16 protein-coding genes are annotated in these 18,077 nt (G+C 36.9%); 12 read left to right on the forward strand and 4 right to left on the reverse strand.

All coding sequences use genetic code 11. From position 1 onward, the window contains the following. Positions 1-98: 98 nt before the first annotated feature. From MM236_RS07830 to MM236_RS07840, 3 genes are all read right to left on the reverse strand, one after another. Positions 99-1,184, reverse strand: coding sequence for a hypothetical protein (locus tag MM236_RS07830; RefSeq protein WP_241274405.1), 1,086 nt, complete (start codon positions 1,182-1,184; stop codon positions 99-101). A 70-nt stretch (positions 1,185-1,254) separates the two neighbouring features. After that, positions 1,255-1,488, reverse strand: a complete 234-nt coding sequence (locus MM236_RS07835) for a hypothetical protein (protein ID WP_241274406.1) — start codon at positions 1,486-1,488, stop codon at positions 1,255-1,257. 395 nt (positions 1,489-1,883) lie between these two features. Continuing rightward, positions 1,884-2,948 carry an anhydro-N-acetylmuramic acid kinase gene (locus MM236_RS07840; RefSeq protein WP_241274407.1) on the reverse strand — a complete coding sequence of 355 codons (1,065 nt, stop codon included), beginning with the start codon at positions 2,946-2,948 and terminating at the stop codon, positions 1,884-1,886. 143 nt (positions 2,949-3,091) lie between these two features. Between MM236_RS07840 and MM236_RS07845 the strand changes: the two genes are divergently transcribed. The 12 genes from MM236_RS07845 (at position 3,092) to MM236_RS07900 (ending at position 16,686) form a co-directional block, all read left to right on the forward strand. Next, complete coding sequence (locus MM236_RS07845) at positions 3,092-3,817, forward strand: type III pantothenate kinase (RefSeq protein ID WP_241274408.1); 726 nt, start codon at positions 3,092-3,094, stop codon at positions 3,815-3,817. Continuing rightward, positions 3,801-5,084: a BamG family beta-barrel-assembly machinery protein gene (gene bamG, locus MM236_RS07850; protein WP_241274409.1), complete on the forward strand. Its 1,284-nt coding sequence runs from the start codon at positions 3,801-3,803 to the stop codon at positions 5,082-5,084. The genes MM236_RS07845 and bamG overlap by 17 nt, the downstream gene beginning before the upstream one ends. Before the next feature lie 11 nt (positions 5,085-5,095). Beyond that, positions 5,096-6,397: a tetratricopeptide repeat protein gene (locus MM236_RS07855; RefSeq protein WP_241274410.1), complete on the forward strand. Its 1,302-nt coding sequence runs from the start codon at positions 5,096-5,098 to the stop codon at positions 6,395-6,397. Between the two features lie 80 nt (positions 6,398-6,477). Beyond that, the gene (gene lptC, locus MM236_RS07860) at positions 6,478-7,020 is read left to right on the forward strand and encodes an LPS export ABC transporter periplasmic protein LptC (protein WP_241274411.1); all 543 of its coding nucleotides are present in this window, start codon (positions 6,478-6,480) and stop codon (positions 7,018-7,020) included. 247 nt (positions 7,021-7,267) lie between these two features. After that, on the forward strand, positions 7,268-7,486 hold the full coding sequence (locus MM236_RS07865) for a hypothetical protein (RefSeq protein ID WP_241274412.1): 219 nt from the start codon (positions 7,268-7,270) through the stop codon (positions 7,484-7,486). Then, positions 7,486-8,763, forward strand: coding sequence for a hemolysin family protein (locus MM236_RS07870; protein WP_241274413.1), 1,278 nt, complete (start codon positions 7,486-7,488; stop codon positions 8,761-8,763). Before MM236_RS07865 ends, MM236_RS07870 begins: the two co-directional genes overlap by 1 nt. 74 nt (positions 8,764-8,837) lie before the next feature. Further along, complete coding sequence (locus MM236_RS07875; RefSeq protein WP_241274414.1) at positions 8,838-10,949, forward strand: peptidylprolyl isomerase; 2,112 nt, start codon at positions 8,838-8,840, stop codon at positions 10,947-10,949. Between the two features lie 493 nt (positions 10,950-11,442). Continuing rightward, the gene (locus MM236_RS07880) at positions 11,443-11,709 is read left to right on the forward strand and encodes a DUF493 domain-containing protein (RefSeq protein WP_241274415.1); all 267 of its coding nucleotides are present in this window, start codon (positions 11,443-11,445) and stop codon (positions 11,707-11,709) included. Positions 11,710-11,721: 12 nt separating this feature from the next. Next, positions 11,722-11,949 (forward strand): 4a-hydroxytetrahydrobiopterin dehydratase, encoded by a 228-nt coding sequence (locus tag MM236_RS07885; RefSeq protein WP_241274416.1) that lies wholly within the window; start codon positions 11,722-11,724, stop codon positions 11,947-11,949. 1 nt (position 11,950) lies between these two features. Next, positions 11,951-12,634, forward strand: a complete 684-nt coding sequence (gene rsmI / locus MM236_RS07890) for a 16S rRNA (cytidine(1402)-2'-O)-methyltransferase (protein WP_241274417.1) — start codon at positions 11,951-11,953, stop codon at positions 12,632-12,634. 169 nt (positions 12,635-12,803) lie between these two features. Next, positions 12,804-13,601: an inositol monophosphatase family protein gene (locus tag MM236_RS07895; RefSeq protein ID WP_241274418.1), complete on the forward strand. Its 798-nt coding sequence runs from the start codon at positions 12,804-12,806 to the stop codon at positions 13,599-13,601. An 88-nt stretch (positions 13,602-13,689) separates the two neighbouring features. Beyond that, the gene (locus MM236_RS07900) at positions 13,690-16,686 is read left to right on the forward strand and encodes an AsmA family protein (RefSeq protein WP_241274419.1); all 2,997 of its coding nucleotides are present in this window, start codon (positions 13,690-13,692) and stop codon (positions 16,684-16,686) included. A gap of 396 nt (positions 16,687-17,082) precedes the next feature. On the opposite strand, the gene MM236_RS07905 is transcribed toward MM236_RS07900, so the two are convergent. Further along, a complete protein-coding gene (locus MM236_RS07905) occupies positions 17,083-17,988 on the reverse strand; it encodes an AEC family transporter (protein ID WP_241274420.1) in 906 nt (301 codons plus the stop codon). Positions 17,989-18,077 lie beyond the last annotated feature (89 nt).

The raw sequence follows: 18,077 nt of genomic DNA on the forward strand, positions 1-18,077 counted from the left end.
TCCTTATTATTTGGGGTTATAATCTTAGACAAAAATAGAAATATTTAGGAGAGAACAGGGCTTTTAGGTGATTAAAAAGCGTTGAAAATAGTTTAAGTTTAATCTAATTTTATTTCATACTGATTTAGTCGTAAAGAATTTTCATCTGGAATATCTCGCTGAATGATATATAACTTACCATTACTTGTTTGTAAACGCACTCCTGATTCTTCGGTCAGGTCAACTTCTTTATGTTCACCTTGTAAATTCAAAATAGTCAATTTTCTATGTCCTATGAGTTTCCCATCTTGTATTTGACTATGCAATCTATAAATTAATCTATTTTCATAATCAAATGCTATGTCGAGAATTCTTGTGTAAACCTCTCCTACGATCTCACCTGTTTTGCCATAGTTTTCATAATTAGTAGGAGGGGATTGTTTAAAGGATTTTGGTGTTATTTTATGATTAATTATTTCTTTTGTCTCCTGATTATAAATGAATACATCATCAAAATTAGGAAATGCATACACTATAGTGTTATTTTTTACTGAAATATGAGGTATTATTCCTTGATAATATCCTTGGTTAGATTCTTGAATTAAATTTTCAGGAACTTTTAATTTTAAAATCTCACTTGAATCAGAAATAACATTATACCGAAGAATTTCAATAAACTCATTATATATTTTAAACTTTGATTCATGTGAATTAAAGGCTTTTAACCAAAGAAATAAATCGTTGGTTTCAACATTCCAATTAGATTTTGGAATAATACTTAGAGAATATAAATGATTTTGCAGCTTTAATTTTTCTAGAATTTCGTGATAAAATACTTCTTTTAATTTTTTTCCATCGATATCTGCAATGACAACACTATTTCCAGAGCAAATATGTAAATTTTCTTTTTCTTTATATAGTGAAAAAATATTTTTATCAATTGAATTTGGCCCAGAAAACTCTAAATTAATTTTAATTTTCTTATTGGAATTTATCTCGAAAAGTTGTAATTCAGCTTGATTTCGATCATATACCAACAACTCGTAATTATTGTTTAATCCATAGAAACTTGGATTTGCATCATAAATATCATTTCCAAAGTCTAGATTAAGGATAGTCTTTTCTACAATTAGTTCTTCAAGAGTATTATTGGACTTTGGATTACATGACCCAATGATTATGCAAAAGAAAAATATTTTTTTCATTGTTAAGAAGTAGCTATGTGACTAAGATTTTGTGTAATCCTATCACATAGCTTTTAAGGTTAAAGAAAATTTAACATGTAGCATTAGATCCATTCAGTGCAACTTCATGAGGATAGAAATGACCAGTATCCATATCTTCAATCCAAATTGTATCCCCTTGACAACAATTTGAATTTGCATCTGATTCGATACTTGCAGAGGTTTCTGCACTATCTGAATATAAGTACTGCCCATGGCATCCTGCATGAGTTATACTAAGTGAGCCAATAAAGGCAAAAACGGTAATTACGATTGTTTTTTTCATAATTGTTTTTGGTTATGTTTAAAATAATTTTTTTGAAACTAATAATATATATATATATCAAAATAATTAGTTGCTTTTTTTATAAAAAATTCACCTAGCAAATGGTCTGATAATTAACGCCTTGGTTTATTTTGAATTTTTAGAACATTTCCTTAACAACGTTTTTATTCCTTTCTTTATATTTTTCGTCAACTCCTTTTGAGCAGTAGAAAAGTTAAATAAAATTTAAGAAATTTTTGATTTTATCAATCAGTGACTATTTGCTGAACCTGTTTTATCTGCGTTCTATTAAATATAGTGGCACACAGATGACGCAGATTCTTTTTGCATTTTGGAGTGAACTAAAACAAGTTCAAAAAAACACTTTAATTATACCCCTTTCTTAAACTAGGCTCTTAAGCTAAGCCAAAAACCATCCCTCCGGAACTGTCCCTACTTGCACCTGTGACAGATGCTAGGCAATTGTTCTCATTTCGTAACCTCAGCACCCCCAAAAATGCAAAAACCATTGCTTCTTTGAAATTGATCAAATCTGGGTCTGATTCAGGAATTAAGATCTCGGTGCCTAGTTCATGTTTCAATTCTTCTACAAAAAAAGTATTGAAAGCACCACCGCCTGTAAGCAGTAGTTTTCCTTTCGAATTTGGGATTACCAATTTTATCTGATGGACAGCATGCGCAATGATTGTTCTCAATTTGTCATTTGTTTCAATTGCATCATTAGCTTCCAATATTTCAAAAAAACCATCCAAATCTTCTCTTCCTAAAGATTTTGCACCTTTGACATGATAATAAGGATGATCGTTTAGTTTCTTCAAAATCTCTGAAACAATTTTTCCGGATCTGGCTATATTTCCACCTTTATCAAAAGGCATCTTCAAGGTCTTTGCATAATGATTTAGTAGGAGATTGAAGGGACAAATGTCAAAAGCTTTCATTTGATCGCCTTCTTCCATGCTGATGTTGGCGATTCCTCCCAGATTGATACAATAATCAAAATCCTGGAACAAAAGCTTATCACCAATAGGGACAAGTGGAGCACCTTGTCCACCAAGCTGCACATCCAGCATCCTAAAATCGTTGATTACTGGTATTCCCGAAGCAACATGCATCGCCCAACCATTTCCAATCTGGCGACTGAGGCCTTTTTGTGGCTGATGAAAGACTGTATGGCCATGTGAAGCAATAGCCTTTACTTCAAGCTGATGTTGGTGAACAAAATTTTTGGTCACCTCTCCCATCCATCTGCCAAATTCCACATCCAAAAGATTCAATTCTAAACTTGATAGCAAATGGGCATTGAGAAGCTCTTTTTCGAGTTTTTCGGGAAATGGAATTGTCTCTGCTTCCAAAATTTCAAACTTCCATTCGGTAGATTTTGTGAATTGACAATAGGCAATATCCAATCCATCACCGGAAGTTCCAGACATTAAGCCTATCAATTGGTATTGTTGAGACATGTTATTGGGTTAATTTTTGTTAAATAATTGAGGATAAAGTTAAAAAAAATCTTTTCAAATCAGTGCTAGATTGAAAATGACTAATTTAGCCGATGGATAGTTTTTGAAAAGAGTTGAAATTTAAACCATCAAGTTAAATTTATTTGAAAAATCTGATTATTGATATAGGGAATACTAGAATTAAGTCTGCCTTGTTTGAGGCGGAGAATGTTATTTCTGAAAAAGCCTTTATCTATTTGGAAGAGTTGATAGCTGATGTGAAAAGTTTGGATTTTGAACATTGCCTAATCAGTTCTGTAAAATATACAGAAGAAGAGCTTGCTGCAGTTTTGGACTTTGAGTTTGTTTTCCTTACAGTTCATACACCAGTACCGATTTCAAATAAGTATGCTTCTCCAGATACATTGGGTGTGGACAGAAAAGCAGCAGTGATTGGAGCTAGGGCTTTGTTTGGCTCTGGATCATTGTTGTCGATAGATTTGGGAAGTTGTATAACTTATGATTTTCTGACTTCCAAAGATGAATATTTGGGAGGATCTATCTCTCCAGGGATGAACATGCGCTTCAAGGCTATGCATCAACAGACAGCGAGACTTCCTTTGGCAGCAATCAAAGAAAATGAAAAAATAAATCTAATTGGCGACAAAACCATTTCTGGACTCCAAAGTGGCGTTTATCACGGAATACGCTTCGAAATTGAAGGGTTTATAGCAACATATCAACAACAACATCAAGATTTAAAGGTCATTATTTGTGGAGGAGACTCAAAATTCTTTGAAACCTTAACAAAAGACTACATATTTGTAATCCCCAATTTGGTCCTGTATGGATTGAATAGAATATTAACTTACAATGTCAATAAAAAATAGACTGCGATTTATAGGCGCCATAGGAGCCTTTTTCATACTTTCAGAATCTTTTTCCCAATCGAGTGCTTCTACATACAGTGCACTGGGACTTGGAGAATTCAATTTCAACGGCCTTACACATAACCAAGCCATGGGTGGTTTGGGGATTAGTTATGGGACAGGTTGGGCTGTGAACAATGTCAATCCAGCCTTGTCAACCAGAAACACAGTCTTCAACTTTCAGGCAGCTATGAATTACCGTTCTGTGAATGCTGCTACTAGTTCACAAAGTGAGAGTTTAGACGGTGGAGGCTTGTCCTATTTGGCATTATCACTTCCTTTTAAGCCTGGTAAGGTCACTTTTGGGATGGGATTGAATCAAATCAGTTCTGTGAATTATAGCATTTTGGCAAGTGGTGAAGTTGCAAATACTGACCTTACTTCCTTTAATAGGGTCGAAGGTGATGGCGGAATCACAGAGGCATATCTTTCTACTGGGATTTTGCTTGCCAAAAACCTTAGTATTGGATTGCATGGATCTTATTTGTTTGGTTCTACCATCCGTACCAATCAATTGTCGTTGATAGATACCACTGGCAATTCACAAGGGGTAACATCTGAATATTACGAGCGTTTTTCTGTAGCAGATGTCGCTGTGAAGGGTGGTATCCATTATTTCTTCAAGGCTGGGGCGAGAAGCAATATCCACCTTGGGGCAATGTATCACAAATTTGGAAATATTAACGGCAAGCAGTTTGCCAAAGTAGCTGATTTCGGTGATGCGAGTAACCCTGATAGGCCAGGTGATATCATCAATGATAATGACCGAGGAAATATTTTTCTACCAGATAGACATGGTTATGGCGTTACTTTCGAAAAAATCAATAAATTTGTTGTTGGACTAGAAGCACAGTTTCAAGATTTTAGCAAATACAGGTCTTTTACTGGAGAAACTGGAGATCTAGGAGACAGTTTTAAACTAGCACTTGGAGGTCAGATTACTCCAGACATTAGTTCTCAAGATAATATGTTTAAAAGGTCAACTTATAGAATGGGCTTGGAATATCAACAAACGCCATATATAGTTAACCAAACACAAGTGACAGATCTTGGCATCAATTTTGGAGGTTCGATTCCTGTAAACTCCCTGTCTATGGTTAATGTCGCCATCAAAGTCGGAACGAGAGGTTCGACGAATAATGGACTAATAAGAGAGAATTATGTAAACTTTAGTTTAGGCTTCTCTCTCAACGATAACTCGTGGTTTTATAAACGATCATTTGAATAAACAAAACACCTATGAAACTTAAATTTGTATTGACTGGAATAGTGGCCTTCATGGTGGCGGGATTAGCCCAAGCACAAGTTTTCAATTGGCCTTCTGATGCTGAGTTGGAAGCAAAGGCTAGAGAGTATAATGCTGCTTATGTAGATTATATGAATTCAGAGCAATTTGTAGAAGCTACTAAACCCTTAAATTGGCTTTTGGTAAATGTGCCTGATCTTAATGAGTCTCTGTATATCAATGGAGTAAAAGTTTATCATAGTGCTGCTGCAGCGACTACAGATGATGCTAAAAAAAGCATATATAAAGATTCAGTTTTGACAGTATATGACCTAAGAAAAGATAAATACGACAACGAACCAAAATGGGTAGAAAATATGGCTTATTACGCGTATCTTAATTATAAGGACGATAAAGCTAAAATACCTGTTGCAATTGAGGCTTTTGAAAGAGTCATTGAAGTAAATGGTAATTTCGCTTCTGCACAATTGTTACAAGCTTATTATGATATAGTTTACAGAAATTATGCTTACAACAAAGCATATTCTAAAGAGGAAATTGTTAATAAATATGATGAAATCTCTGCTTTTGTTGAAAAAGCAGAAGCTGATGGTTTAAATGGATCTGTAGCGTATAATACCAGAGATCAATTAATTGTAGCAATGGAATTGATCGATTGTGATTTCATTGAAAATACACTCGGAACTAAGCTTAAGGCTGATATGACCAATGAAGCCTTGGCAAATCAAATCTTCAAGTATTCAGTACAATATAAATGTTTGAGCACAGAGGCATTTACCATGGCTTTGGAAATAGTAGATTCCAAAAACCCAACATTTGCTACATCTCAAGTAAGAGGGATGAAATATATCCAAAGTAGAGAGTATGATAAAGCTCTTCCAATTTTGGAAAAAGCGTTGACTCTTGCTGAAAATGATAAGCAAAGAGCAGAAGTTCAAATGGACTTGGCAAAAGTCCATGCACAATCAGGAAAGAAAAGTGCTGCTAGAAGCGCTGCTCTTGAGGCTGCCAAGCTTGATCCAGAGAAATCAAAAGATGCTTGGACTATGATTGCACAGCTGTACATGAGTTCTTCAAATGACTGTAGAGGTGGAGAAAGTAGAGCGAAAGATTATTCTATCTATATAGCCGCATACAATGCATATCAAAAAGCTGGAGACTCATCAGGTATGGCACAAGCCAAATCAAGATTCCCATCCAAAGAAGAATTGTTTACTGAAGGTAAGCAAGCAGGTGAATCGATCAATACTGGCTGTTGGATTGGTGAAACTGTAACTTTGGCTACTAGAGATTAATAGTCAATAAAATTATATTCAAAAAAGGCGGTTCGAGAACCGCCTTTTTTCTGTTTGTATGCTTTGTGTATATTTGTGACATGTCAAGAGTTTGGATACTTATTTTATTTCTTTTTATAGCTGGATTCAGTTCTTGCAAAGAGGAAGTCGATACGAGTTTCTTGGAATCTTATTTGGGTCCTACAGGAATCGGCTATGATATTGATCTTTTTCATTCTGATAGTACTAGGATCAAAATCAACCTTAAAGCTAAGAAGCAACTTGAATTTTCGAATGGAGACAATGAATTTCCTGAAGGGATTGAGATATTCTTTTACGATGATGAGGGTGATTTGACTACTACAATCAAGGCAGACAGAGGTTATTACATCAGGAAAGATGATATTTATAGAGGGGAAGGTGACGTGCAGGTGGAGAATATGGAAAAGCAACAAAAATTAGCCTCCGAAGAACTATTTTGGAATCCCACCACCAAAAAAATCTATACAGATAAGTTTGTAACCATACAAGACCCACAAAGGCTGATAAAAGGTACTGGAATGGTGGCGGATGAATCATTTAGTGAATATGAAATCATGTCTGTTATAGATAGTAGAACTATTATCCCAGGTGAAAAAAACTAGTGTTCAGAATCCAATTTGATGGAAAAGATATTTAGTGCTATGAAAACAATTCTAAGATTTCAAAAAACCAAAATATGATTATACGCTTCTTTGCCAGTAGCTTTAATTCCATAGTCGATTGCTTGCTTATGTTCAACATATATGAGTATCAAAATCAATTTATATCGGATCTAAGCTAAATCAGGCTTTTCTTTAGTTACTGGGAAAGTTCCTTATATCCATAAACCAAAAAAACTATTACAGACAGATGAAATTGCTAGATATTATTCTTTTATCTTTGTCAGCTGCTTTGGTGATCATTGGGACACATTTGACTATCACAATAGGATTAACGATGTCTTATCCGGTCTTCATGTTTGCAGTAGTTTTGTTGTTTTGGTATAGATACCGAAAAAACGAGGCTATATTTGAAGATAAAGAAAAAGAAAATCAACAGAAAGCTGTAAAAGCAAGGAAAAAGAAATAATGGAATATCAGTATTTGACTTATGTATTGATCACGCTGATTTTTTCAGCCCTTTTTTCGGGAGTTGAAATTGCCTTTATTTCTGCAAATAAACTCCAAATAGAGCTTCAAAACAAACAGGGGATTCTCTCCGGAAAGATCCTTTCAGGTTTTGTCAAAAAACCTGGGCAATTTATTGGAACTACTTTGATAGGAAATACAATTGCGCTTGTGCTGTATGGTATTTTTATGGCAAGTTTGCTAGAGCCTTGGATCAAGGGTTGGGGTGTTGATAATCAGGCTACTATAATGTTGATTCAGACAGTTCTTTCTACGATTCTTGTCTTGATCACCGCGGAATTTATTCCGAAGAGTATCTTTATGCTCAATCCAAATAGTTTACTTGCGGGACTTTCTGTACCATTTTTGATAATTTATTTTATCATGTATCCCGTGGTTTGGTTTGTAGTTGGTTTATCAAGGTTTTTCATTATTCATGTGCTTCGATTGGAATACAGTGAAGATAAGCCGGTGTTCAAAGTGACAGATTTGAACAGTTTTATTCAAAACAACCTACATCATGTTGGTGAAGATGTGAAAGTTGAAGTCGATTCCAAGATTTTTGATAACGCAGTAGAGTTCAAAACTATCAGGGTAAGGGAGTGTATGGTGCCAAGGACAGATATCACTGCTGTAGAAATAGATGAAAGTATTGCAGACTTGAAGGAAGTCTTTGCAGAAAGTGGACACTCAAAAATCATCGTTTACAGAGAAACCATAGATGATGTGATTGGCTATTGCCATCAATTGGAGCTTTTCAAAAAGCCAAAAACGATAGAAGATATACTCACACCGATAATAATAGTGCCAGAATCAGCACTTGCAAATGAATTATTGGTGCAATTTATCCAAGAACGAAAAAGCTTGGCATTGGTAGTAGACGAATTTGGTGGTACAAGTGGTATAGTGTCGATGGAAGACATCATTGAGGAGATTTTTGGGGAGATCCAAGATGAATATGACAATGATGATCTGGTAGAGCAGAAGATTTCTGACCATGAATACCTGATGAGTGCCCGACATGAGATAGATTATTTGAATGATAAATATCAATGGGAATTACCCTACGGAGAGTTCGAAACACTCTCTGGATTAGTGATTTCTTTAGCAGAAAATATTCCCAATAAAGGCGAATCTGTCACGTATGGGGCATTTACCTTTACCGTAGTGGCCAAGCAGGACCACCGCATAGATACTTTGAAAATCAAAGTGAATTCCGCAACAAATTCCAAGAAGTAATTTATTGATAGCAAATATATTTTGAATTTAGCTTTAGATGTAATTATTTTGCGGCACTTCAAAAAACCAGAAGAATGGCATTAATTAAAAAAATCAGACAGAGAACAGGTCTTGCAATCGGTGTAATTGCAGTAGGTTTGATATTTTTCCTCGTTGGGGGAGATATATTGAGCCCTAATTCAACCCTATTGGGTGGCAATTCAAATAAGGTAGGTGAGATTGCGGGTGAAAGTATTTCTTATGAAGAGTACGTTCGTAAAATTGAAGAGGTAAAACGCGCTTTTCAGCAAAATACAGGAAGAACTCCATCTGAAGGTGAGATGTACAGTTTGCGTGAGCAAGCTTGGCAAGCACTAATCGTTGAGAAAGTCTTCAAAAATCAATATGAAGAGTTGGGTCTCACGGTTTCTGACGAAGAATTGGTGGACATGGTTCAGGGACAAAACATTGTAGCCGAACTTAGACAACAATTGGTAAATCCTCAAACTGGAGAATTCGACAGAACACAATTGATTACTTTTCTACAAAGCCTAGAAGACGCAGGTCCTGAGCAAAGAGCTTTTTGGGCACAGCAAGAAAAGCTTTTTGCAGATGCAAGGTTGAGAATCAAATATGACAACTTGTTGGCAACCTCTGACTATGCTACAAAAGCAGAAGGTAAGCTACAACATAAAATGGCTAATTCAATTGCTGATGTCGATCATGTATTTATTCCTTTTTACTCAATTCCTGATACTGACGTAGAAGTTACTGATTCTGATCTTAAATCTTATATCAGCAAGCATCAAGAGAAATTTAAGGTTTCTAATGCAGCAGATATCGAATATGTAGTATTCGAAATGCAACCAAGTGGTGAAGATTCAGCTGCAGTAATCTCTGAAATCACAAAATTGACAGGTGAGCTGAGAGCAACAGAAACGGATTCTGTTTTTGCCATGAGAAACTCTGAAGGTGATAATCCATTTAGAACGTATTTGCCAGGTGAAAATTTACCAGAATCTTTGACGACTAATGTAGATAACATCGAGGTAGGTCAAACTTATGGGCCGTTTATCACTTCAAGATCTACATATGTTTCATACAAAGTGTCATCCAAATTTGATGGAACTCCGCGAATGAGAGCTAGCCACATCCTTTTTGGTACAAATGGTTTGGAAGATGATGCGAAAGCTGAGGTAAGGTTAAATGCTGAGGCAGTGTTGAAAGACATTCAAGAGGGTTTGAATTTTGCTACAGCAGCATCGCAATATGGCCAAGATGGAACTGCACAAAGAGGCGGAGATTTGGGTTGGTTTGCAAAGGAAGATTTTGTTGCAGAATTTGCAGAAGTATCTTTTGCTACAAAATCAACTGGCTTGATCAGCAATTTGGTTGAAACCGAATATGGTTACCATATCATCAATGTCACAGAGCTGCCAAAAACAGAGACTTACAAAATCGCTGCGATCGAGTTGGAGTTGGGTCCAAGTGACGTGACGAGAAATGATGCTTTTAGAAAAGCAGATTCGTTTGCAGCGAATACAGGTAACTCGAATGAATTCAAAGCAAACGCTGAAGCAGAAGGTTACAGAATTGTTCAGGCAAATGGTGTTGATGCATTTGCAAGAAACTTGAACAACCAAGCAAACGCAAGAGAAGTGATCAGATGGGCATTCAATGATGCCTCTGAAGGAAGTGTTTCTCAAGTGTTTGAATTAGACAACAGTTATGTGGTTGCGAATTTGAAAGCAAAATATGAAGAAGGTAACGCTACGCTTGAACAGGCTAGAGCGCAAGCAACCGTTCAAGTGAGAAACGAAAAGAAAGGTGCTAAGATTGTAGAAAAGATCAAAGGGCTTACAACTTTAGACGAAATCAAAAATGCATTTCCTGACGCTGCATCTTTAGGGAATTCTCCTGATTTGAATTTATCATCTAGTGTATTGCCAGGAGTAGGTTTTGCTCCAAAGGCAATCGGTGCGATTTTCGGCCTTCAAAACGCTGGCGAAATGACAAAACCAATCCATGAAGATGTAGGTGTTATTGTTGCCAAATTGAATTCAATTACACCTGCTTCGGAAATAGCAGATTACAATAGCTATCAAAATCAAATTACCCAAAACAATTCCCAGAGAACAGCATATATGATCATGATGGCTTTGGAAGATTTGGCTGATGTGAAAGATTTCAGATATAAGTTTTTCTAAGAAACATTTCTTTGAAAGCTATTAAAACCCGTGGAAGTAATTTCACGGGTTTTTTGTTTATTTTTTCTGGGCAAATTTGGTGTATATTTTTTGCATCATCCCATTTCACCGATAACCCAATAAAGATATTTCGTAGTTGATTGCATTTTTGTGTCACTTCCTGAAAATGATTGACATTTTTTTTATTGATTTCTCTTTATTCTCTTCAGGTATTCAATTGCCCCTTCAGGGCAAAAGTGAATCAGACATTTACCATTGCATTGGGTTGAAACCCAACGTTAGTGTCATTTGCCCTTTCAGGGCATATTCTCATTTCTTTGTCAAGCATTAAGTCTCACAACGTGTCTTGAATCTTTTGTCTCGCATCTCGCATCTCACACCTCATCTCTTTGCATGAATTTCCGCTATCTACCGGTATTTGTTGGCCATTTATATATTCTTAATCTACTTCACATTTTTTTCAATCATGTTATTCTCTTAAATTCGTAATCATATGGACAAAACATTCGACAAAGAAGCCTTCAAGGAAAAGCTTGAAGCTCAAATGACTTTTCCTGCGTTATATATGTTCAAGTTTATTGTCTTGACAGGACAAGAACATGAAGTGGCTGCATTGTTGCCTAATAATGATATGGAACTTAAGAACTCAAGTCAGGGAAAATATGTAAGTGTAACCATCCGTGCGATGATGGCTTCGAGTGACGCCGTTTTGGATGTATATGAGCGCGCTTCGAAAATCGAAGGTGTAATTGCACTTTAAATAGTTAAAATCATGTGGAAAGAGGAAAATACTAAATTGGTAAAAGATTTTAAATTTGGTGATTTTCAGGAGGCTTTTGCTTTTATGACGAGAGTAGCATTTTTGGCAGAATCTCATGGTCACCACCCCAATTGGAGCAATGTTTACAATACTGTGACAATTGAGCTCACTACCCATGACGAAGGGAATATAGTGACCGAAAAAGACAGGAAACTAGCGGCAGCTATTGATAAAATTTGAAATGTCAGACGACAAACATATTCATCTTTACCTCATCCCAACTCCCATTGGTAATTTGAGGGATATAACACTTCGCGCTATTGACATTCTCAAGTCTGTGGATGTCATACTAGCTGAAGACACAAGAACCACAGGAAGGCTCTTAAAACACCTTGAAATACAAAGGCCACTTCAAAGCTATCATATCTTCAATGAACACAAGACAGTTGAGAAATTGATAGAGCGGATGGAAAGAGGAGAAGTCATGGCCATGTGTAGTGATGCAGGAACACCTGCTATTTCTGATCCTGGTTTTCTTTTGGTCAGAGCGGCTCGAGATGCAGGCTTGGAAGTCAATTGTCTTCCTGGTCCTACTGCATTTGTTCCGGCATTGGTAAATTCTGGACTGCCAAACGACAGGTTTACTTTTGAAGGATTTCTTCCACACAAAAAGGGAAGAAAAACTAGGATTGAAAGTTTGATGGAAGAAGAAAGAACAATGATCTTTTATGAATCCCCTCATCGCTTGATGAAATCATTGGTTCAGTTTTCTGAGGCATTTGGACCTGAGCGTATGGCCTGTGTATCAAGAGAACTGACAAAAATCTATGAAGAAAATGTCAGAGGCACACTTGCAGAGCTTATTGCCTATTATGAAGAGAACACTATCAAAGGCGAGATCGTAATCGTGGTGCAGGGGAAATAGCAATGATATTCTTGGGTATTTTATTGAAATTAAGATATTGTAATTATCAGAATTTAGGTAATCGGCTATCAGTTTCTACAGGTATCCCCGCATAATATCTACAAGTATCCAATTTTCATAAATATCTTTAATTTAATACCAAACCAATCAACATAACTAACGAAAATCTATGATTGACTTAAATCAAGTATTGGATCAAACCAAAGATATTGCAAAAAAGGCCGGTGCTTTTATTCGAAAGGAGCGTCAACATTTTGATCTTAAAAAGGTAGAAGAAAAAGGGCTCAATGATTTGGTCTCGTATGTGGATAAAGAAGCTGAAAAGATAATTGTCGAAAACCTTTCTAAAGTATTGCCTGAAGCTGGTTTTATCACCGAAGAAGGAACGAAGGAAGAGGAAAATAGAGAATATACCTGGATCATTGATCCTTTGGATGGTACCACGAATTTCATTCATGGGATTCCTATTTTTTGTGTAAGTATAGGCCTTCAAAAAGATAAAGAGATTATTTTGGGTGTGGTATATGAGGTGAATATGCATGAGTGCTTTTATGCGCTAAAAGGTCATGGAGCATTTTGTAATGATACACCTATTCATGTAAGTAAAGCAAAGACGCTCTCCCAGAGTCTATTGGCGACTGGATTTCCCTACAGTGCATTTTCCCAAATTGATGAATATTTGGGCATTATGAGGGTGATGATGCAGAAAACCCACGGCCTGAGAAGGCTCGGTAGTGCAGCTGCAGACTTATGCTATGTGGCATGTGGAAGGATGGACGGATATTTTGAGTATAACCTGAATTCTTATGATGTAGCGGCAGGATCTTTGATTGTACAAGAGGCTGGAGGAAAAGTTACAGATTTCAAAAATGGAAATGACTATGTGTTTGGCAGGGAAATAATTGCAACAAATACATTGATTCATGATGAATTTTGGAATGAACTCCGTAAGATTTGGGAGAAATAAGCCAAAAGCTGTTCTTTTTGCTTATTCGAACCTTTGATTTTTGCAGAGTTGCGTATAACTAATAATTAGTGAACAAAAGTAAGAGCACATGAAAAAGACAGTAATTATCATATTGGCGGTTTTTGCATTTTTATTGACAGCCTTGATCGCTGTACCATTTATTTTTAAGGATAAAATACTTGAAAGAATTGACAAGGAAATTGCCCAGTCTGTCAATGCACAAGTACATTATGACTTCAATAATATTAGCCTGAGTATTTTCAAGCGATTTCCAGATGTAAGTGTTACACTTCGTGAGTTTGGAATCAGTGGCAACCCACCGTTTCAAAATGACACTTTGGTTCATGTGGACCAATTGCAGGTGGATTTTAACCTCAGATCTGTTCTTTTTGCTGATACTCCTTCATTGTCAGGAATTCACCTCGATGGCGGTGCAGTTTATGTGAAAGTATTGGAAGATGGACAAGCCAATTATGATATTACTTTCCCTTCAGAAGAAGTAGCCGAATCTGAAAGCACTTTTGAGATTGGTATCGATTTGATAGAAATCAATAATCTGAACTTCATTTATGACGATAGACAGCTGGATTATTTCATGGCATTGGGAAATATGCAGATGGAAGGGAAGGGGAATTTTACAGCAGATGTCTATCAGCTGCCTGTGAAGCTCGAGATGCTCATAGCTGATGTCAGTTACGAAGGAACAAATTACCTCAAAAACAAAGTTTTCAAAGGAAATACCACAGTTGATGTGGATATGGAAAATATGAAATTTGCTTTTGCAGATGGAGACTTTGCACTGAATGATTTCGTTTTTGATCTTTTTGGCTTTGTAGCATTACCAGCAGATGATATAGAGATGGACTTACAGTTTGAAGGAAAAGACAATACCTTCAAAAGCATCCTTTCATTGGTGCCGGGGATTTATACCGATAGTTTCAAAGGTCTGAAGACTTCGGGAACGATGGATTTCAAAGGTTTTATGAAGGGGATTTACAATGAAAATAGTTTTCCTGCATTTGATATTTCCTTGAACGTAGCAGATGGTATGTTTCAATATCCGGATCTTCCTAGACCTGTCAGCAATATCAATATCGATATGAATGCTGCAAATACCAGCGACAATCTTGATTTTACTAAAGTCAATATTTCAAAATTCAATATGGATTTTGGAAGTAATCCAATATCAGGAAGATTACTTTTGGAAAATTTGGTAACATACGATATCGATGGAAATTTGGTTGGTAAATTGAATTTAGAGGAATTGACTTCGATTTTTCCAATAGAAGGAATGACCTTAAAGGGGATTTTGGATGTCAATGCTTCTGCAAAAGGAAGGTATGATTCTGTGAAAAATATCATCCCAAATATCAACGCGAAGATGCTTTTGACAAATGGATATGTGAAAAGCTCAGAATATCCCGCTCCTATTGATAAGCTCAACGTCAATGCAAGCATCATCAATACAAGTGGAAATATGAAAGATTTCTTGGTAGATCTCAGCAACTTTGGTTTTGAACTCGAAGATGAGGCTATCAGTGGAAATATAAAAATCCAAGATTTTGAACAAATGAATTGGGACGGTGCTGTGAAGGGAACAATTGATGTTGGTAAAATGATGGCTATTTTCCCAATCGAGAATACCATCATGGAAGGAAAAGTGGTAGCTGATCTTAATTCCAAGGGATCATACAAAGATGTGGAGGAAGGAAGGTTTAACAAGCTAGATACAAGGGGTGATATGTCTATCCAGAAGTTCTTCTATACTTCTACTGATCTACCGCAGGGAATCAGAATCAATGATGCAAAGGCGGACTTTACACCAGAAAGAATCAATCTGACAAAGTTTGATGCAAGAGTAGGTGAAAGTCCTCTACAAGCTTCAGGATTTCTGTCAAATTATATGAATTACTTCCTTAAAGAAAACGAAACCTTAAAAGGACAGCTTTCATTAGAATCATCGAAATTCAATGTGAATCAATGGATGGTTGAATCTGGAGAAGCTGAAGATTCTGAATTGACCGTCATAGAATTGCCCAAGAATATTGATTTTACAATGGCTGTTTCTGCAAATGAGGTTTTGTACGACAATTTGAACTTGAAGCAAGTGAAAGGCAATATGACTTTGAGAGAGGGAGTGTTGAGCTTTAGGGAAGCTTCTATGGCGACGATGGGTGGACAAGTGGTCATGAATGGCACATACGATCCTAGAGATCTGACAGCACCGAAATTTGACTTCAACTTCAATGTCATTGATCTGAGTATTGCGGAAGCATTCAGCTCTTTGAATACTGTGAAAGTTTTGGCCCCTGTAGCACAACATTTGACAGGGAAGTTTTCTACGAAATTGGATTTTTCTGGACTTTTGGGCCAAGATATGATGCCAATCCTAGCCTCATTGGATGGGAAAGGTATACTGAGAGTATTGGAAGCTGCGTACAAAGATAGCCCATTGCTGAAAGGTGTAACGAGCTTGACCAAACTGAATGATACCAATACGATCCAATTCCGTAATCTCAATCTCCCAATTGTAATTCAAGACGGGATGTTGAATTTGAGTCCCGTGGATCTCAAATTGTGGGATTACCAAGCTAAGGTACAGGGAAGCACAGGATTTGATGGATCGATCAATTACTTGATCAATATGCAGATTCCTGCAGGTAAGTTTGGGTCACAAGCCAATAATTTGTTGGCCACGATTTCTGGAACAGAGGCTACAGGTTCTACACTAATTCCTGTATCTATCAATTTGGGCGGTACTTACAATAGTCCCAAAGTTGGTTTGTCAGGAGAGAATTCCATTGAAAGTTTATTGACAAATGCCTTAAGATCAAGGGTGAGTTCTGAAAGGGAAAACCTGCAAGCCAAAGCTACGGAACAATTCAAAGCAGCTGAGGATAGTTTGAAAAGCGAACTGAAAACAAGATCAGAAGCACTTCAAGATAGCGCCAAAAAAGAGGCAGAGAGAAAGGTAACAGAGACCAAAGATAGAGCTGTAGAAGAAGCCAAAAATGTGCTCAAAGGAGTATTGGGCAATAGAGCTAGACCAGCAGCAAAACCAGACACTACCAAAAATCAGCAGTAAGTTTCACCAAAAGTTCCTTAGTGTGCAATGTTTTACAGAGGGGGAGGTGTGTTTTAAGGTTGAAAAGTTTTAAGGTTAAGGATCTCTAATAGCTTCCTCTTGGTTGGTGTCCGCACCAACCAATCCTTCCTCAATCCCCATCCTTGGTCGGTGTCCGCACCGACAAATACACAATCCCTTGTTTTAAGGTTGGAAAAGTTGGAAAGTTAAAAGGTTGACGGCCTCTAATATATTTGCTTCCGTCCATGGTTGGTGTCCCCAACGACCAATCCTACTCCTTAGTTGGTGTCTTCACCAACCAAGCGAAATAAACAAAAAGCACTATTTACATAATTTACTCATTTTCTCACTACCCAACGATACCCGTGGTTTGTGTCCGCACAGACCAACTCCAAATCACCCAACAACCCAATACCAAAAGCCAATAGTGAAGAAGGATAAAGGAATCCCCAATCCAACCAAAAGAGAGGCTAGCTTGGGCTCCAAATCATGGGAAATAGCGATAATGGATCCTGTGATCATGGGAGCCATGGCTGTTTCGATCACGGTGACTTTGAATACAAAATCTTCCAAGCGAAAAGCAAATCCAAATAGCAAAAAGATCACTGCAGGAATCAATAGGAGTTTGTAGCCAAGTCCAAGCCATAGATATTTAGAACGTATTGCATCCATATTTATCTTGACTTGCAAGCCAACTGCAATCAGGGCAATTGGGGTCAGGGTTTTGGCAATAAGATCAAATAGTATTGCAATGTTTCCGGTAAACTGGATATTTGAAAAATTCAAAACAAATGCTAGAATAAAGAAAATAAAGGGAGGAAAAGTCAAGATTTTCTTGGTGATATCTCGTTTTCTTTTTTTCTCTTCAGAATAGATAGAAGCTACGATGATAGCGATGCTACTGACGATGATAAAAGATCCTGCCTGATCTATTAGCAGGGCGATTTTTAGAGCTTCCTCACCAAAAAGAGCCTTGACTATCGGAAATCCCACAAAAGATGTGTTTGCTAAGCCCGCGGTGATGATCAAGCATCCGGTGACAGATTTTTTCCAGTTGAATTTTCTTCCCAATGTCCCAAAGAGCACCCAAGACAAGCCAAAACTTATCCACGCACTCGAAATGGGCAAGAGCAGTGATAGCTCCAAGTCGATCTCGGGGATGTATTTCAACGCAAGAATCGGCAACACCACATAGATCAGGTATTTATTCAAATACTGGGCGGTGCTTGTAGGGACTTGTTTTACAAACTGTAAAGCGATACCTACAAGGAGAAAAACGACAACGATGAAGAGGTTGGTCATAGGCAGATTTCGCCGAAAGTTAACACAATCGTAATTTGGTTTTAATCAATTAGTAATTTTTTTTGAGTTGATTTGAGCTTAAAATAAGC

Source organism: Belliella calami (assembly GCF_022549695.1).
In the GTDB taxonomy this organism is placed as follows: domain Bacteria; phylum Bacteroidota; class Bacteroidia; order Cytophagales; family Cyclobacteriaceae; genus Belliella; species Belliella calami.

Coding starts and splice junctions, on each gene's coding strand:
- MM236_RS07885 (WP_241274416.1), top strand. CDS start 11,722: ATGTGGAAAGAGGAAAATACTAAATTGGTAAAAGATTTTAAATTTGGT.
- MM236_RS07905 (WP_241274420.1), bottom strand. CDS start 17,988: ATGACCAACCTCTTCATCGTTGTCGTTTTTCTCCTTGTAGGTATCGCT.
- MM236_RS07870 (WP_241274413.1), top strand. CDS start 7,486: ATGGAATATCAGTATTTGACTTATGTATTGATCACGCTGATTTTTTCA.
- MM236_RS07835 (WP_241274406.1), bottom strand. CDS start 1,488: ATGAAAAAAACAATCGTAATTACCGTTTTTGCCTTTATTGGCTCACTT.
- MM236_RS07900 (WP_241274419.1), top strand. CDS start 13,690: ATGAAAAAGACAGTAATTATCATATTGGCGGTTTTTGCATTTTTATTG.
- MM236_RS07840 (WP_241274407.1), bottom strand. CDS start 2,948: ATGTCTCAACAATACCAATTGATAGGCTTAATGTCTGGAACTTCCGGT.
- MM236_RS07875 (WP_241274414.1), top strand. CDS start 8,838: ATGGCATTAATTAAAAAAATCAGACAGAGAACAGGTCTTGCAATCGGT.
- MM236_RS07895 (WP_241274418.1), top strand. CDS start 12,804: ATGATTGACTTAAATCAAGTATTGGATCAAACCAAAGATATTGCAAAA.
- MM236_RS07855 (WP_241274410.1), top strand. CDS start 5,096: ATGAAACTTAAATTTGTATTGACTGGAATAGTGGCCTTCATGGTGGCG.
- MM236_RS07830 (WP_241274405.1), bottom strand. CDS start 1,184: ATGAAAAAAATATTTTTCTTTTGCATAATCATTGGGTCATGTAATCCA.
- lptC (WP_241274411.1), top strand. CDS start 6,478: ATGTCAAGAGTTTGGATACTTATTTTATTTCTTTTTATAGCTGGATTC.
- rsmI (WP_241274417.1), top strand. CDS start 11,951: ATGTCAGACGACAAACATATTCATCTTTACCTCATCCCAACTCCCATT.
- MM236_RS07880 (WP_241274415.1), top strand. CDS start 11,443: ATGGACAAAACATTCGACAAAGAAGCCTTCAAGGAAAAGCTTGAAGCT.
- bamG (WP_241274409.1), top strand. CDS start 3,801: ATGTCAATAAAAAATAGACTGCGATTTATAGGCGCCATAGGAGCCTTT.
- MM236_RS07865 (WP_241274412.1), top strand. CDS start 7,268: ATGAAATTGCTAGATATTATTCTTTTATCTTTGTCAGCTGCTTTGGTG.